Below are 16,270 nucleotides of genomic sequence, written 5' to 3'. Positions count from 1 at the left end.
TTTCCCACAAATACAAATATGGAGAGATCACCTTGGACGAGTACGTAGTTTCCCTGGATAAACTCGGGGTGCACGATGTTGAGCAAGTGGGCGGCAAAAACGCATCCCTTGGCGAAATGATCAGCAACCTGGCGGGCGCAGGTGTTTCGGTTCCTGGCGGTTTTGCTACTACTGCACAGGCCTATCGGGACTTCCTTGAGCAAAGCGGGCTTAATGACCGTATCCATGCCGCTCTGGACGCGCTAGATGTCGACGATGTTAACGCGTTGGCTAAAACAGGCGCCGAAATCCGGCAGTGGATCATGGACGCCGAATTTCCGGCTCGCCTGGATACTGAAATCAGAACGGCCTTCGCACAGCTGTCGGCAGGAAATGACAATCTGGCGGTTGCCGTGCGGTCTTCCGCTACGGCAGAAGACCTGCCGGATGCCTCCTTTGCCGGTCAGCAGGAAACGTTCCTGAATATACGCGGTGTAGACAACGTCATCCGAGCGGCCAAAGAGGTCTTTGCATCGCTGTTCAACGACCGGGCCATTGCTTACCGCGTACACCAGGGCTTCGATCACAAGCTCGTCGCGCTATCGGCTGGGGTGCAGCGCATGGTTCGCTCCGAAACAGGGGCGGCAGGCGTGATGTTTACACTGGACACCGAGTCGGGTTTCCGGGATGTGGTCTTTATCACAGGTGCTTATGGCCTGGGTGAAACCGTCGTCCAGGGTGCCGTCAACCCTGATGAGTTCTATGTACACAAGTCCACACTAGAGGCGGGGCGGCCTGCAATCCTTCGCCGTAATCTGGGTAGCAAGGCTATCAAGATGATCTATGGCGAGGAAGCCAAGGCGGGGCGCTCTGTCAAAACCGTCGATGTTGAGGCTGCCGAGCGTGCACGCTTCAGCATTACTGATGATGAGGTCACCGAGCTTGCCAAGCAGGCACTCATCATTGAAAAGCATTATGGTCGCCCGATGGATATCGAGTGGGCCAAGGATGGAGATGATGGCAAGCTCTATATCGTTCAGGCGCGTCCCGAGACCGTCAAGAGCCGTGCCAGTGCAACAGTAATGGAGCGCTATCTGCTCAAGGAAAAGGGGCAGGTCATTGTTGAAGGGCGTGCGATCGGCCAGCGTATCGGTGCAGGCCCGGTCAAGGTCATCCGTGATGTTTCCGAAATGGATCGCGTCATGCCGGGCGATGTCTTGGTTTCCGATATGACCGATCCCGACTGGGAGCCGGTCATGAAGCGCGCCAGCGCTATCGTCACCAACCGCGGCGGCCGGACGTGTCACGCAGCAATCATCGCTCGTGAGCTGGGTATTCCTGCTGTAGTGGGGTGTGGCAATGCAACCGAGCGCCTTAATGATGGGCAGGTCGTAACCGTCTCATGCGCAGAGGGTGACGCGGGCCTGATCTACGAAGGTGAATTGAGCTTCGATGTCCGTCAAAGCTCGGTAGATGCCATGCCTGATCTGCCATTCAAAATCATGATGAACGTAGGAAATCCAGATCGAGCATTCGACTTCGCCCAATTGCCCAATGCAGGCGTTGGACTGGCGCGCCTTGAGTTCATCATCAATCGCATGATCGGCGTGCATCCCAAGGCGCTACTCAATTACGAAAGTCTGCCGCTGGATATCAAGGAAAACGTCGACAAGCGTACGGCTGGCTATAGCGATCCGGTAGGCTTTTACGTCGAAAAGCTGGTCGAGGGCGTTAGCACGCTGGCTGCAGCGTTCTGGCCCAAAAAGGTCATTGTCCGCCTGTCCGACTTCAAATCCAATGAGTACGCCAACCTCATTGGTGGCAAACTGTACGAGCCTGAAGAAGAAAACCCGATGCTCGGGTTCCGTGGTGCTTCTCGCTATATCAGCGAGTCTTTCCGCGACTGCTTCGAGCTTGAATGCCGTGCCATGAAAAAAGTGCGTAACGAAATGGGTCTGACCAATGTCGAGCTTATGGTTCCTTTCGTTCGTACTCTTGAAGAGGCCTCCCAAGTAGTTGATCTGTTGGGGACCTACGGGCTCAAGCGTGGCGAAAATGGCCTGCGCGTGATCATGATGTGCGAGCTGCCTTCCAATGCGCTTCTGGCTGAAGAGTTCCTTGAGTATTTCGATGGTTTCTCCATCGGCTCTAATGACATGACTCAGCTGACGCTGGGCCTGGATCGTGATTCTGGCATCATTGCTCATCTTTTCGATGAGCGTAATCCAGCCGTCAAGAAGCTCCTGGCTCAGGCCATCGCGGCTTGTAACAAGGCCGGTAAATACATTGGTATTTGCGGTCAGGGCCCGTCCGATCATCCCGACCTGGCCAAGTGGCTGATGGATCAGGGAATCGAAAGCGTATCGCTCAATCCGGACTCCGTGCTCGATACATGGTTCTTCTTGGCCGAGGGACAGGCTTAAAATAGCGCGTCATTCACAGGCGGGGGTAACCCCGCCTTTTTATGTAACGGTAATTATGCAAAGCAGTAGCCAGCTTTTCCCTGTTGCGCTCGTGCGCGCCGAGTTATACGGGGACTTAACCGAAGATGTGTACCTTCTCAAGCCCAACAATAGCTCAGACCTTAGTGTTGAACTGTCTCTGACACGCCTTGGGCGGCTGAACCGGCAAGCGCCCTACAGACCTCCCGTTATCCTCGTTCATGGTGCCTTTGGTAATCGTTTTACGTGGTATTCCGCGAGCGGTACTGGGCTGGGTGTCGAACTTTTCGATGCCGGATTCGACGTCTGGATTGCCGAGATGCGCGGTCATGGCTGCTCACCACGCAACCTGGAGTATGTGAGCAATCAATTATCTGACTATGCACGCTATGACCTTCCAGCAATTGCAGCCTTTGTAGAGGAGCAATCGGGGTTGCCGGGTCACTGGATAGGGCACGGGCAGGGCGGGCTTGCGGTTATTTTGGGCGTGCTCAACGAATGGCTGACCGAGCGCTCAGTCAAGTCGCTGGGCTTGTTGGGCGTTGCCACGTCCGACCGTCTGTGGGGGCTGCTATCGTGGCGGGAAAAAATGCGCTCGACTATTTCCGGCCATGGAGTAGGCGTTGGTCCTGAAGATGAGCCAAAGGTGCTGTTAAAGGCACTTCAGGATGAGCGTGCACTGGGCAGTAGTCGCTCCGAGCGGGACCGGCTGCTAACGCGATTGTCTTCGCTCTCAATACCTGTGCTGGGACTGGCAGCTGCCAATGACCCACTGGTGAGCGCTGAGGCGTGCCGAATGCTGTTTGACCGTTTCGGAGGGCAGTATAAGGATTTCATCTCTCTAGGTCAGCTTCTTTCCCGCGAAAACGGTATGAGTCATGCCTCGCCTTTCATGGCACGGGAAGCACATCGGCACTTTAGCGGGCTAATTTCAGAATGGCTGACCAGTATCGAAAAAGCTTCACAAAAGCAGGATGTTGCACCTAGTATCGAACTGACTGAATAGTAGCCCTGGATTCACTCAGGAGCCCAATGCGCAGCGGGCGATATCGTTAGGAGAGCCCATGTTCGTGCCGCTTGAAAGGTTATTGAATCTTGAGGAAGGATATCGTCAGCGCTTCCTGATCAAAGGGTTGCCAATCGTACTGATGGTCATCGAGGGCAAACATATCCTTTTTGAAGACAGGTGTCCCCATCAGGGCGCTTCACTGTTTCAGGGCGCCTTAACCTCGGACTCGATACGATGTCCCAGGCATGGCTTTGAGTTCGATGTGCACACAGGCAAGGCAGTCAACGCCAACTGTCCTGAGTTGAAATTGCTCAATCCTGCCTATGAGCGGGATCGTATCGGTATCGACCTTTAACGTCTCGAGAGAGGCCTCATATGCGCTACGTCACACCTGATCTCTGTGATGCCTATCCCGACCTGATACAAGTGGTAGAGCCATTGTTTAGTAATTTTGGTGGCTGCGACTCGTTTGGTGGGCAAATTGTCACCATCAAATGTTTTGAAGATAATTCGTATGTAAAGGAGCGGGTCGAGGAAGACGGTTCGGGAAAGGTCATGGTCGTGGATGGCGGTGGGTCCATGCGCTGTGCGCTTCTGGGCGATATGCTGGCTGAAAAAGCAGCAGCCAATGGATGGGCTGGTATCGTGATTTACGGATGCGTTCGGGATGTGGATGTACTGGCTGAGACCAACCTAGGTATCCAGGCACTGGCTTCGCATCCCAGAAAATCCGAAAAGCGTGGAGTAGGGCAGCGCGATATACCCCTTGTGTTTGGCGGAGTCACTTTTGAAGTTGGCCATTATCTATATGCTGATAACAACGGCATTATCGTCTCCTCGCAGCGGCTTGAGATGCCAGGCGAATGAAAGAGTAACGAGAATCTGGAATGCAGGATTACGAAAGCGGTAACGAACGCGGCCTCGTATATGGCTATGTATTGAATGGACGAGGTGGTGCCCGCCGGATTCAGCGCAACGAGCTCGATATTCTTGACCTGCAGCCCGACGAAACCCTGTGGTTGCATTGGGACCGAAGTGTACCTGAGGCCCAGCAGTGGCTTCGTCAGTCCAGCGGACTCAATGAGTTTGCCTGTGATCTTCTTCTGGAAGAGGCCACCCGTCCTCGTATCGTTCCCTTGATCGGCGAGAGCCTTCTCCTGTTTCTACGCGGCGTGAACCTGAACCCCAACGCTGTTCCCGAGGATATGGTATCGCTGCGTGTTTATGTGGATGCCCAGCGCGTTATTTCTCTTCGCTTGCGTCCCCTCAAGGCGGCAGCTGAAATCCAAGAGGATCTCGAGGAGGGAATAGGGGCTGAAAACACGCGGTCGCTTATCCTTCAACTGGCTACTTACATGACAAGCCGGGTCGATACGCTGGTCGTTGAGCTTGCTGAACAGCTCGATGAAATGGAGGAACGGGTAGAAGAAGATGAAACAAACCTGCCCGAGCACAGCCTGATCCTAGGTCTGCGCAAGCGCGTCGCCAGCCTCAAGCGTTATCTGGCTCCTCAGCGCGACATTTACTTCGATCTGTCGCGCCAGAAACCAGCCTGGCTGGTGGCCGGAGGAGAGGCCGAGTACTGGAGTGAGCTTCATAATAGCCTGACGCGGAATCTGGAGGAGCTTGAGCTTATGCGAGAGCGAGTCAGCTTCCTGCAGGAGGTCGAGCAGCGCAGTGTGGCTGAGCGGACCAATCGGACCATGTATCTGCTTGCCATCATTACCGGATTCTTCCTGCCCATGAGCTTTGTGACGGGTCTGCTTGGCATGAATGTAGGCGGCATTCCCGGGTCGACATTCTCGATGGGCTTTGTTGTGGCATGCGGTGCCATCCTGGTTATTGCTGCCTTTCAGTGGTGGCTCTTCAGGCGGTTGCGGTGGTTGTAAGTGTGACTTGCTGTTTTGGACGGCCGTCTAGCATGAAAGTGGCGAGGGGTGCGCTATGCCAGATCCTTTCGAAGAATCATTAAAAGATATGCTCAAGTCGGGAGCCGAGGCTCCGACGGATTACGACAGACTGGATCGCGTCCTGAAGACTGCCAATCGGCAGGTGGGTGCAGGTGATCTGTTCGGGCTGATGGGGCGTTGGGGATCCGCTGTCCTCATGGCTATCAATAATGGCTCGGGGCACGTCAAGCCTGTGCGTGGCTCTTCTCGTAGCTCTCGTTCTTCTAACAAACAAGCCGAGTAATCATGGAATTTGATATCTGGACGCAAAGCCTCCTGTCCGCGATGACAACCCTATGGAGCAAGGTGGCAGGCTTCATTCCCAATCTTCTGGGTGCTTTGCTGGTTGTTATTCTCGGATTCTTTTTTGCGAAGCTGCTTGATCATCTTCTTTCCAAGCTCTTGGCCAAGCTAGGCCTGGACAGGTTGATGACCGGGACTGGTCTTACCAAGATGTTGGCCCGGGTTGGGATCAAGATTCCTGTCAGTACATTGATCGGTCGCATCGTCTACTGGTTCATTCTGCTGGTTTTTCTGGTATCGGCTGCAGAGTCGCTTGGCCTGCAGCGCGTTTCGTCTACGCTTGATGTCATGGCCTTGTACTTGCCCAAAGTGTTTGGCGCTGCTCTGGTTCTAGTCATAGGCGTGCTGCTGGCGCAGCTGGTCAATGGAATCGTGCATGGCGCGGCTGAAGGTGTTGGGCTGGATTATTCCGCAGGCCTTGGGCGCGTTGCCCAGGCGCTGGTCATTATCATTAGCATTTCTGTAGCCATCGGGCAGCTTGAAATAAAGACTGAGTTACTCAATACCGTTATTGCAATCGTGTTGGCATCACTTGGTCTGGCAGCCGCATTGGCGTTGGGGTTGGGCAGTCGCGACCTGGTCGCTCAGATCCTGGCTGGAATCTATGTGCGAGAAATTTTCGAGGTCGGGCAAGTCGTACAAATCGATGAGGTTGAAGGCGTTATCGAAGAGATCGGTACGGTTAAAACGTTGCTGCTTACCGCGGACGATGAATTGATATCGGTTTCAAACAAGCGCCTTCTTGATCAGCGTGTAAAGGCTCGCTAACAAGTGAAAAAGTTGCCGACAGCGAGCTGTGAGACGGATATCATGCCGCCCACTGAACGGCAGTCCGGCACCGTCCGCTTTGAACGAAACCTTGTCTACAGCCTATGACCCCCGCCAGCTCACTGATGAGGAGCTGGTGCAGCGCGCACATACCGAGTTGTTCCATGTGACGCGTGCCTACGAAGAACTGATGCGGCGGTATCAACGTACGCTGTTCAATGTATGCGCACGCTATCTGGGGAACGACCGAGATGCAGATGATGTCTGTCAGGAGGTCATGCTGAAGGTGCTGTATGGACTTAAGAACTTTGAGGGCAAGTCAAAGTTTAAGACCTGGCTCTATAGCATTACGTACAATGAGTGCATTACCCAATACCGGAAGGAGCGTCGTAAGCGTCGTCTGGTAGATGCTTTGAGTCTAGAGCCGATAGAAGAAGCTTCGGATGAAAAAGCGCCAAAGTTGGAAGAGCGGGGTGGTCTGGATCGCTGGCTAGCCCATGTGAATCAGATTGATCGAGAAATTCTGGTGTTACGCTTTGTGGCGGAGCTTGAGTTCCAGGAAATTGCAGACATCATGCACATGGGGCTCAGTGCGACCAAGATGCGTTATAAGCGGGCACTGGATAAGCTGCGTGACAAGTTCGCAGCAGAAGTTGAGGGCTAGGTAACACCATAGTCTACTGTTTTTTATGAACTTCTGAATAACTTGTTGTCAAAGCCTCCGGAGATTGCCGGAACACTAATATCATTAAGATGGGGATACATAGGATGAAATTGAAGAGCACCTTAGGCGTCGTCATTGGCTCCCTGGTCGCCGCTTCTTCTCTGAGCGCCATGGCTCAGGGTCAAGGCGCAGTAGAGGGCGAGCTGTTTGGCAAGCGCTACTTCACCGACAGCCAGCGTGACATGAGCAATGCCAACCTGTATGGCGGTTCGGTGGGTTACTTCCTGACTGACGACGTCGAGCTGGCGCTGTCCTATGGTGAGTACCACGACGTACGTGGCGACCACGATGAAGGTCACAAAAAGATTCACGGTAGCCTGGCTGCCCTTGATGCCTACTACCACTGGGGTACTCCTGGTGTAGGTCTGCGTCCTTACGTTTCTGGCGGTTTCGCTCACCAGTCCCTGACTGATGCGCATGCTGACCATCATGGCCGCAACCACACTACGTTCGCAAACGTAGGTGCGGGCCTGAAGTACTACTTCACCGAGAACCTGTACGCTCGCGGTGGCCTGGAAGGCAACTACAACATCGATGATGACCAGGGTGAATGGTCTGCTGTCGTAGGTGTGGGTGTGAACTTCGGTGGTTCTTCCCGTCGTCAGGAAGCTGCACCAGCACCGGAGCCGGTTGCTGATGTGTGCACCGATTCTGACAACGATGGCGTTTGCGATAACGTCGATCAGTGCCCGAACACTCCGGCTAACGTAACTGTTGATGCCAACGGTTGCCCGGCTGTTGCAGAAGTTGTTCGCGTTGAGCTGGACGTGAAGTTCGACTTCGATAAGGCTGTTGTGAAGCCTGAGAGCTATGGCGATATCAAGAACCTGGCTGACTTCATGCAGCAGTATCCGCAGACTTCTACTACAGTAGAAGGTCACACTGACTCTGTCGGTACTGATGCCTACAACCAGCGTCTGTCCGAGCGTCGCGCAAACGCAGTTCGTAACGTTCTGGTTAACCAGTACGGTGTTTCTGGCAATCGTGTGAACGCTGTAGGTTACGGCGAGAGCCGTCCTGTAGCTGACAACTCCACTGAAGCTGGCCGTGCCGTTAACCGTCGCGTAGAAGCTGAAGTTGAAGCTCAAGCTAAGCAGTAATTAGTTACTGTCTAGTAAAAAGCCCGCATCGTAAGATGCGGGCTTTTTAATTTAGGCTTATTAAGGCAATAAAAAAGCCCCTTTCGGGGCTTTTTTATTAACGATTATTAATCGGATTAATATCGCGCTTGGTTGGGCCGGTATAAAGTTGGCGAGGACGACCAATCTTATAGGGGCCGGAAAGCATTTCTTGCCAGTGAGAGATCCAGCCTACTGTTCTGGCTAGGGCGAAGATCACAGTAAACATACTGGTGGGTATGCCGATTGCTTTTAGGATAATGCCTGAATAGAAGTCAACGTTGGGGTAAAGATTTCTTTCAATGAAGTAAGGATCTTTGCGCGCAAGTTCTTCCAACTGCATGGCAAGTTCAAGCTGAGGATCATTAATGCCAAGTTCAGCAAGAACTTCATCGCATGTCTGTTTCATAACTTTGGCGCGAGGGTCAAAGTTCTTGTAAACACGATGGCCAAAGCCCATTAGCTTGAATGGATCGTTCTTATCCTTGGCCTTGGCGACGAATTTATCAATATTGCTGACATCGCCAATCTCATCCAGCATTCGCAATACTGCTTCGTTTGCTCCGCCGTGAGCGGGGCCCCAAAGCGCTGCAATACCGGCTGCGATGCAGGCGAATGGGTTTGCACCCGAGGAGCCTGCCAGCCGAACTGTCGAGGTGGAGGCGTTTTGCTCGTGGTCGGCATGCAGAATAAAGATTTTGTCCATTGCCTTTGCGAGAACCGGGCTGACCGGCTTAATTTCGCAAGGTGTATTGAACATCATGTGAAGGAAGTTTTCTGCGTATCCCAGGCGATTATCGGGATACATCATTGGCTGACCCATGGAGTACTTGTAAACCATGGCGGCTAGGGTTGGCATCTTGGCAATCAGGCGCATGGCCGAAATTTCACGATGATGCGGGTCCTGGATGTCCAGGGAGTCATGATAGAAGGCGGAAAGTGCGCCCACTACGCCACACATGATGGCCATTGGGTGAGCGTCACGACGAAAGCCATTGAAGAACGTCTTGAGCTGTTCATGAACCATGGTGTGGTTCTTGATGATGCTTACAAAGTTCTGCTTTTGTTCTTCGTTAGGCAATTCACCTTTTAGTAAAAGGTAACAAGTCTCAAGGTAATCGGACTTTTCTGCCAGTTGTTCGATGGGATAGCCGCGGTGCAAGAGGATCCCATTATCACCGTCGATGTAGGTGATTTTCGATTCACAGGAGGCCGTCGACATAAAGCCTGGATCGAACGTGAAAACGCCAGCATTCGTAAGATTACGAACATCGACTACATCAGGTCCGAGGGTTCCAGACATTATGGGCAGCTGTACCGGGTCTGCGCCCTCAATGATTAGCTGCGCTTTCTTGTCAGCCATTAAGGCCTCCTTATTTATGCTTGAAATCATTTATACAACCCCCACGCAGGGCCAGGGCCACTATAGAGGCAATCATTTGAAAGTCAATTTACGAACATATTGCGCCAATTATTACTTAGGTTTCAAACGTGCTCATAACTTACACTATTGAGCGCCGTTTAGGGCAGCGACATTAGTCTATTTGTATGGAATTGGTGCGTTGTCATGAGCAGCCTAACTGTCTATACTTCATGGCCGACCGCCTCAGGCTGTGTGCCTCTCCAGCGCGGTTGTCAATCCAGTAATGGATGTCTATTAAAGCAATTCCCAATAACTAGCCCGGCAACTTTGGGCTCTCAGTGTGAAAGAAGCCGTGAATAGTAAACGACCTGTAAATCTAGACCTCAGGACCATAAAACTCCCTATCACAGCTTACACCTCGATCCTTCACCGAATTTCCGGCGTTATCCTCTTCATCGGCCTTGCTGCGCTGCTTTATGGGCTCGACCTGTCGCTGAGTTCTGAGGATGGATTTGCTCGTGTGAAAGCGTTCTTGGCGTATCCGTTGGTCAAGCTCGTGATCTGGGCCGTGTTGTCCGCATTGCTGTACCACCTAGTAGCAGGCGTGCGCCATTTAATTATGGACATGGGTGCCGGTGAAACATTGCAAGGCGGCAAGTTGGGCTCTCAGATCGTATTGATTGTATCTGCGGTGCTGATCGTTCTGGTGGGGGTCTGGATATGGTAACTAGCGTCACTAACTTCTCGCGCTCAGGTCTCTATGACTGGATGGCTCAGCGCGTATCCGCAGTAATTCTTGCGATTTATACGCTTTTCTTACTTGGATATGTCGTGCTTCACCCCGATATGTCGTTTGAGCAATGGCATGGGCTGTATAGCAACGGCTGGATGCGAATCTTCAGCTTGCTCGCCTTAGTTTCGGTTGGGGTTCATGCCTGGGTAGGCATGTGGACCATCTCTACCGATTATCTGACCCCTATGGCCTTGGGTAAGGGCGCCACGACGGTGCGTTTCCTGTTCCAGGCTGTGTGTGGTGTTGCCATGTTCGCCTTCTTTGTGTGGGGCGTACAGATTCTTTGGGGTGTGTGAGTCATGTCCAGTATTCGTACTCTTTCTTTTGACGCCATCATCGTAGGTGGCGGCGGCGCAGGCATGCGTGCAGCGCTGCAGTTGGCCCAGTCAGGTCACAAGACGGCTGTTGTTACTAAGGTTTTCCCTACTCGTTCCCATACCGTATCCGCTCAGGGCGGTATTACCTGTGCCATCGCATCGGCTGACCCGAATGACGATTGGCGCTGGCACATGTACGACACTGTAAAGGGGTCGGACTACATTGGCGACCAGGATGCCATCGAGTACATGTGCTCTGTGGGTCCCGAAGCGGTTTTCGAACTGGAGCACATGGGCCTCCCGTTCTCCCGTACTGAAACAGGCCGTATCTATCAGCGCCCGTTCGGTGGGCAGTCCAAGGACTATGGTAAGGGCGGCCAGGCGGCGCGTACGTGTGCTGCGGCTGACCGTACCGGTCATGCGCTGTTGCATACCCTTTATCAAAACAACCTGAAAAACAATACAGTCTTCTTGAATGAGTGGTATGCAGTCGATCTGGTAAAAAACCAGGATGGCTCTATTGTTGGGATCATTGCGGTCTGCATCGAAACGGGTGAGACCGTTTACATTCGTTCGAAAGCCACTGTTCTGGCCACCGGCGGTGCTGGACGTATTTACGCTTCTACTACCAACGCGCTGATCAACACCGGCGATGGTATCGGTATGGCATTGCGTGCAGGTGTGCCTGTTCAAGACATTGAAATGTGGCAGTTCCACCCAACCGGTATTGCCGGTGCGGGCGTGCTGGTAACCGAAGGTTGCCGTGGTGAGGGTGGTTACCTCATCAACAAGCATGGCGAGCGCTTCATGGAGCGTTATGCGCCTAATGCCAAAGACTTGGCTGGACGAGACGTTGTTGCTCGGTCCATGATCAAAGAGATCATTGCAGGCAACGGCTGTGGTCCAGACGCTGATCATGTATTGTTGAAGCTGGATCACCTGGGTGAAGAAGTACTTCACGGTCGTTTGCCAGGCATTTGCGAGCTGTCCAAAACATTCGCGCATGTTGATCCGGTCAAGGCGCCTATTCCTGTTATTCCGACCTGCCATTACATGATGGGTGGTATCGCTACCAATATTCATGGACAAGCGATCACTCAGGATGCCGACGGCAATGATAAGATCATTGAAGGGCTTTTCGCCGTGGGCGAGGTAGCCTGTGTGTCGGTTCATGGTGCAAACCGTCTGGGTGGTAACTCTCTGCTGGACCTTGTTGTCTTTGGTCGCGCAGCGGGTCTGCATTTGGAAAAAGCATTGAAGGAAGGTGTTGAGCATCGCGACGCCAGCGCCAGTGATATCGAGCACTCCCTGGCTCGCATTTCTGGTGTCAACGAACGCAGCACTGGAGAGGACGTAGCGCCTCTGCGCAAAGAGCTTCAGAGCTGCATGCAGAACTACTTCGGTGTATTCCGTACGGGCGAGTACATGCAGAAGGGTATCGCACAGCTTTCCGAGCTGCGCGAGCGAATCGCCAACGTGAAGATTGCAGACAAGAGCCAGGCATTCAACACGGCCCGTATCGAGGCACTCGAGCTACAGAACCTTTTGGAAGTTGCTGAAGCCACTGCTATTGCAGCGGAAACCCGCAAGGAAAGTCGTGGAGCGCATGCTCGCGAAGATTTTGAAGAGCGGGACGACGAGAACTGGCTCTGCCATACCTTGTACTTCCCAGAAGACAAGCGTGTTACCAAGCGCGCTGTCAATTTCTCTCCGAAGACAGTTCCTACGTTCGAACCTAAAGTTCGTACATACTGAGGTTTGCCGTTATGTTGCAAGTCAGTGTTTACCGCTACAACCCTGAAAAGGATGAACTTCCTTTCATGCAGGAATTTCAGATCGAGACCGGTGGTAAGGATCTGATGGTTCTTGACATCCTAGCCTTGATCAAAGAGCAGGATGTTACGTTCTCTTACCGTCGCTCTTGCCGCGAGGGTGTTTGCGGCTCCGATGGTATGAACATCAATGGCCAGAATGGCTTGGCATGTATTACACCGCTTTCAAGCGTTGTAAAAGGTAACAAGCTGGTTGTTCGTCCTTTACCGGGTCTGCCTGTCATCCGTGACCTCGTGGTCGATATGAGCATCTTCTATAAGCAGTACGAGAAGGTGCAGCCCTATCTGCAAAACGAGACGCCTGCGCCAGCTATCGAGCGGCTGCAAACACCTGAAGAGCGCGAAAAGCTTGATGGCTTGTACGAGTGCATCCTGTGCGCCTGCTGCTCTACGTCTTGCCCGTCGTTCTGGTGGAACCCTGACAAGTTCCTGGGCCCTGCTGCGCTGCTGCAAGCCTATCGTTTCCTGGCTGACAGCCGTGATACGCATACTCAGGAGCGTCTTGCTGCCATGGACGATCCCTTCAGTGTCTTCCGTTGCCGTTCGATCATGAACTGCGTGACGGTATGTCCGAAGGGGTTGAACCCAACGAAAGCAATTGGTCATGTGCGTAGCATGCTGCTTCAAAGCGGTACTTAATTAGTGATTTGCACCGACAAAGGAACAGAATCCTTTGTCGGTGCTCTAAAGCGACCTGCAAGGCGTAGGCTCTGCCGGTTGATTGAATACATATTAGGGGCAACCGGGCTGGTGCCCGGACATCAATGAATGCTGTATAGCTTTCTGGCGCGCAGTATGACTCGATGGTGTTGTCCCTGACCGAGGGGTGACTTAAATGCACGAAAGCGTTATGCAGCGGATGTGGGAAAGCGCTCACCTATCAGGTGGGAATGCCTCCTATGTCGAAGAGCTCTATGAGCTCTATCTGCACGATCCCAATGCTGTTCCTGAGGAATGGCGCTCCTATTTCCAGAAGCTTCCTGCAGATGGAAATTTCTCCCCTGACGTATCGCACTCAGCGATCCGTGATCACTTCGTTCTCCTGGCAAAAAATCAACGCCGTGCCCAGCCTGTCTCAGCAGGTACAGTTAGCAGTGAGCATGAGAAAAAGCAGGTCGAAGTTCTGCGCCTTATTCAGGCTTATCGTATGCGCGGCCATCAGGCTGCGAGTCTGGATCCGCTGGGGTTGTGGCAGCGTCAAGCGCCTGCCGACCTGTCACTCAATCACTATGGGTTGACTGACGCAGATCTCGATACGACCTTCCGCACCGGCGAGTTGTACTTCGGCAAAGAAGAGGCAACTCTGCGGGAAATACGGGATGCTCTGCAAGAGACATATTGCCGCACTGTCGGTGCGGAGTTCATGCATATTGTCGATTCTGAGGAGCGCCGCTGGTTCCTGCAGCGTCTGGAAAGTGTCCGTGGGCGTCCTCAATATTCCGCCGAAGCCAAGACACATCTGCTCGAGCGCTTAACGGCCGCAGAGGGTTTGGAAAAGTATCTGGGTACCAAGTATCCGGGCACCAAGCGCTTTGGCCTGGAGGGTGGAGAAAGCCTCATTCCGCTGATTGACGAAATCATTCAGCGCTCCGGCTCCTATGGCGCCCAGGAGATCGTAATCGGTATGGCCCACCGCGGCCGCTTGAACGTACTGGTTAACACGCTAGGCAAGAATCCTCGCGATCTTTTCGATGAGTTCGAGGGCAAGAAAATCGTTGAGTTGGGCTCCGGTGATGTGAAGTACCACCAGGGTTTCTCCTCTAACGTAATGACTGAAGGTGGAGAGGTTCACCTGGCGCTCGCCTTTAACCCGTCACACCTGGAAATCGTTTCTCCAGTGGTGGAAGGATCGGTACGCGCACGTCAGGATCGTCGTAGCGACAAATCCGGCGACAAGGTTGTTCCGATTTCCATTCATGGTGATGCGGCCTTTGCAGGGCAGGGTGTAGTGATGGAAACCCTGCAGATGTCCCAGACCCGGGCTTACAAAACCGGTGGCACGCTGCATATCATCATCAACAACCAGGTCGGCTTTACCACAAACCGCCAGGAAGATGCCCGTTCTACCGAGTATGCAACTGATGTTGCCAAAATGGTGCAGGCGCCTATCTTCCACGTGAATGGTGATGATCCGGAAGCGGTTCTCTTCGTGACACAGCTGGCGGTCGACTACCGCATGCATTTCAAACGTGACGTAGTCATTGACCTCGTTTGCTATCGTCGTCGTGGCCATAACGAAGCTGACGAACCCAGTGGTACTCAGCCGCTGATGTATCAGCAAATCACCAAGCAGCGCACCACACGTGACCTTTATGCGGATGCGTTGGTACAGGCCGGTGTGATGAGCGCCGAGCAGGTACAGGCTCAATTCGAAAACTATCGTAGTGCCTTGGACGAAGGGCGCCATGTGGTGGCGAGCCTGGTCAAGGAGCCGAACAAAGGTCTGTTCGTTGACTGGCGCCCCTACCTGGGACATGCCTGGACCGCACGTCACGACACTCGATTTGACCTGAAGACTTTGCAGGAACTATCCAACAAGTTGCTGCAGCTGCCGGAAGGCCTGGTTGTACAGCGTCAGGTTGGCAAAATCCTCGAAGATCGCCAGAAGATGAGTGCTGGTGGACTCCCGATCAACTGGGGCTACGCGGAAACCATGGCCTATGCCACGTTGCTGCATGAGGGCCATCCGGTTCGTATTACCGGTCAGGATGTTGGCCGTGGTACGTTCTCGCATCGCCATGCTGTGCTTCATAACCAGAAGGATGGTGTGCCTTATGTTCCGCTGCAACATCTGAGCGAAGATCAGCCAAGTTTCGAGATCTACGATTCCTTGCTGTCCGAGGAAGCTGTACTGGCGTTTGAGTACGGCTACGCCACGACGACACCAAATGCACTGGTGATCTGGGAAGCGCAGTTTGGTGATTTCGCCAACGGCGCGCAGGTTGTCATCGATCAGTTTATTACCAGTGGCGAAATCAAGTGGGGCCGCTTGTGTGGCCTGACCATGCTGCTGCCTCATGGTTATGAAGGACAGGGCCCCGAGCATTCCTCTGCTCGTCTGGAGCGCTACCTGCAACTGTGTGCCGAGCAGAACATCCAGGTATGCGTACCGACCACGCCCGCTCAGATCTACCATCTGTTGCGTCGCCAGGTTATTCGTCCGCTGCGTAAGCCACTTGTGGTTCTAACACCCAAGTCGCTTCTGCGTCACAAGCTTGCCATTTCCACACTGGAAGATTTGGCTGAAGGCTCGTTCCAAACTGTTATACCGGAAATCGATGCGATCGATCCGCAAAAGGTAACCCGTCTGGTCATGTGTAGCGGCAAGGTCTATTACGACCTACTTGAGAAGCGCCGTACCGAAGGTCGTGAAGATACAGCGATCGTACGCATCGAACAGCTTTATCCGTTCCCTGAGGATGACCTGACAGAAGTCATGTCTGCCTACAGCAATCTGACGGATATTGTTTGGTGTCAGGAAGAGCCTATGAACCAGGGTGCCTGGTATTGCAGTCAGCATCATATGCGTCGCGTCATTTCAGCGCTCAAGCCTGAGATTGGCCTTAAGTACGCAGGACGTGATGCCTCCGCTGCGCCGGCAGTTGGTTACGCTTCGATGCATGCCGAGCAGCAGGAAAAACTGCTGAACGATGCTTTTAATGGTTAACGCGCGC

Annotated in this window: 15 protein-coding genes; 14 read left to right on the top strand and 1 reads right to left on the bottom strand. The window is 53.2% G+C overall.

Features of this window, described 5'->3' with window-relative positions; translation table 11 throughout:
- The first annotated feature begins 32 nt into the window (after positions 1-32).
- The 9 genes from ppsA (at position 33) to EAW52_RS14395 (ending at position 8,273) form a co-directional block, all read left to right on the top strand.
- Positions 33-2,402 (top strand): phosphoenolpyruvate synthase, encoded by a 2,370-nt coding sequence (ppsA, locus tag EAW52_RS14435; protein WP_122043015.1) that lies wholly within the window; start codon positions 33-35, stop codon positions 2,400-2,402.
- A gap of 55 nt (positions 2,403-2,457) precedes the next feature.
- On the top strand, positions 2,458-3,426 hold the full coding sequence (locus tag EAW52_RS14430) for an alpha/beta hydrolase (protein WP_122043014.1): 969 nt from the start codon (positions 2,458-2,460) through the stop codon (positions 3,424-3,426).
- A 58-nt stretch (positions 3,427-3,484) separates the two neighbouring features.
- Entirely contained in the window at positions 3,485-3,784 is a 300-nt protein-coding gene (locus tag EAW52_RS14425) for a Rieske (2Fe-2S) protein (RefSeq protein WP_010797793.1), read from the top strand.
- Positions 3,785-3,804: 20 nt separating this feature from the next.
- On the top strand, positions 3,805-4,296 hold the full coding sequence (rraA, locus tag EAW52_RS14420) for a ribonuclease E activity regulator RraA (protein ID WP_074827384.1): 492 nt from the start codon (positions 3,805-3,807) through the stop codon (positions 4,294-4,296).
- Between the two features lie 20 nt (positions 4,297-4,316).
- Positions 4,317-5,318, top strand: coding sequence for a zinc transporter ZntB (locus EAW52_RS14415; protein ID WP_122043013.1), 1,002 nt, complete (start codon positions 4,317-4,319; stop codon positions 5,316-5,318).
- A 55-nt stretch (positions 5,319-5,373) separates the two neighbouring features.
- Complete coding sequence (locus EAW52_RS14410; RefSeq protein WP_010797796.1) at positions 5,374-5,622, top strand: hypothetical protein; 249 nt, start codon at positions 5,374-5,376, stop codon at positions 5,620-5,622.
- Positions 5,623-5,624: 2 nt separating this feature from the next.
- Positions 5,625-6,449 (top strand): mechanosensitive ion channel domain-containing protein, encoded by an 825-nt coding sequence (locus tag EAW52_RS14405; RefSeq protein ID WP_019365376.1) that lies wholly within the window; start codon positions 5,625-5,627, stop codon positions 6,447-6,449.
- A 79-nt stretch (positions 6,450-6,528) separates the two neighbouring features.
- On the top strand, positions 6,529-7,113 hold the full coding sequence (gene sigX, locus EAW52_RS14400; protein ID WP_019365377.1) for an RNA polymerase sigma factor SigX: 585 nt from the start codon (positions 6,529-6,531) through the stop codon (positions 7,111-7,113).
- 104 nt (positions 7,114-7,217) lie between these two features.
- Positions 7,218-8,273 carry an OmpA family protein gene (locus EAW52_RS14395; protein ID WP_074827376.1) on the top strand — a complete coding sequence of 352 codons (1,056 nt, stop codon included), beginning with the start codon at positions 7,218-7,220 and terminating at the stop codon, positions 8,271-8,273.
- Positions 8,274-8,370: 97 nt separating this feature from the next.
- Here the strand turns inward: EAW52_RS14395 and gltA are convergent, their stop codons facing one another.
- Positions 8,371-9,654 (bottom strand): citrate synthase, encoded by a 1,284-nt coding sequence (gene gltA / locus EAW52_RS14390; RefSeq protein ID WP_122043012.1) that lies wholly within the window; start codon positions 9,652-9,654, stop codon positions 8,371-8,373.
- Between the two features lie 340 nt (positions 9,655-9,994).
- Between gltA and sdhC the strand changes: the two genes are divergently transcribed.
- The 5 genes from sdhC (at position 9,995) to EAW52_RS14365 (ending at position 16,263) form a co-directional block, all read left to right on the top strand.
- The gene (sdhC, locus tag EAW52_RS14385; RefSeq protein ID WP_010797801.1) at positions 9,995-10,381 is read left to right on the top strand and encodes a succinate dehydrogenase, cytochrome b556 subunit; all 387 of its coding nucleotides are present in this window, start codon (positions 9,995-9,997) and stop codon (positions 10,379-10,381) included.
- Entirely contained in the window at positions 10,375-10,743 is a 369-nt protein-coding gene (sdhD, locus tag EAW52_RS14380) for a succinate dehydrogenase, hydrophobic membrane anchor protein (RefSeq protein ID WP_010797802.1), read from the top strand. Before sdhC ends, sdhD begins: the two co-directional genes overlap by 7 nt.
- A gap of 3 nt (positions 10,744-10,746) precedes the next feature.
- A complete protein-coding gene (sdhA, locus tag EAW52_RS14375; protein WP_122043011.1) occupies positions 10,747-12,519 on the top strand; it encodes a succinate dehydrogenase flavoprotein subunit in 1,773 nt (590 codons plus the stop codon).
- 11 nt (positions 12,520-12,530) lie between these two features.
- A complete protein-coding gene (locus EAW52_RS14370) occupies positions 12,531-13,235 on the top strand; it encodes a succinate dehydrogenase iron-sulfur subunit (RefSeq protein ID WP_010797804.1) in 705 nt (234 codons plus the stop codon).
- Positions 13,236-13,431: 196 nt separating this feature from the next.
- Positions 13,432-16,263, top strand: coding sequence for a 2-oxoglutarate dehydrogenase E1 component (locus EAW52_RS14365; RefSeq protein ID WP_026003888.1), 2,832 nt, complete (start codon positions 13,432-13,434; stop codon positions 16,261-16,263).
- Positions 16,264-16,270: the final 7 nt, after the last annotated feature.

This window comes from Pseudomonas sp. LTJR-52, assembly GCF_003691465.1.
Taxonomy (GTDB): domain Bacteria; phylum Pseudomonadota; class Gammaproteobacteria; order Pseudomonadales; family Pseudomonadaceae; genus Chryseomonas; species Chryseomonas luteola.
This window is presented reverse-complemented; position numbering and strand designations above follow the sequence as displayed.